Genomic DNA, 370 nt, shown 5'->3' with positions numbered 1-370 from the left:
GGCTACGAACCGAGCGGTCGGAGGTTCGAATCCTCCCGGATGCACCATTTACTGTTTCTAAAAGCATTTCCCCGATGCATCCGTAGCTCAGCTGGATAGAGTACTCGGCTACGAACCGAGCGGTCGGAGGTTCGAATCCTCCCGGATGCACCATTTACTATTTCTGAAAGCAGTTCCCTGATGCATCCGTAGCTCAGCTGGATAGAGTACTCGGCTACGAACCGAGCGGTCGGAGGTTCGAATCCTCCCGGATGCACCATCTATTACTTCATATTGCTTTAGAAGTGATATGAATATCGAGCAGTACAGTAGTAAATCCCGATGCATCCGTAGCTCAGCTGGATAGAGTACTCGGCTACGAACCGAGCGG

At 51.6% G+C, this 370-nt stretch carries 2 tRNA genes; both read left to right on the top strand.

What is annotated here, in order from left to right:
- Positions 1-76 precede the first annotated feature (76 nt).
- Positions 77-153: transfer RNA gene (locus LDK53_RS17430), tRNA-Arg, on the top strand.
- Between the two features lie 29 nt (positions 154-182).
- A tRNA-Arg gene (locus LDK53_RS17425) sits at positions 183-259 on the top strand.
- The last annotated feature ends 111 nt before the right edge of the window (positions 260-370 follow it).

The sequence above is a fragment of the Enterobacter sp. K16B genome (assembly GCF_020216105.1).
GTDB lineage: Bacteria > Pseudomonadota > Gammaproteobacteria > Enterobacterales > Enterobacteriaceae > Enterobacter > Enterobacter sichuanensis.
This window is presented reverse-complemented; position numbering and strand designations above follow the sequence as displayed.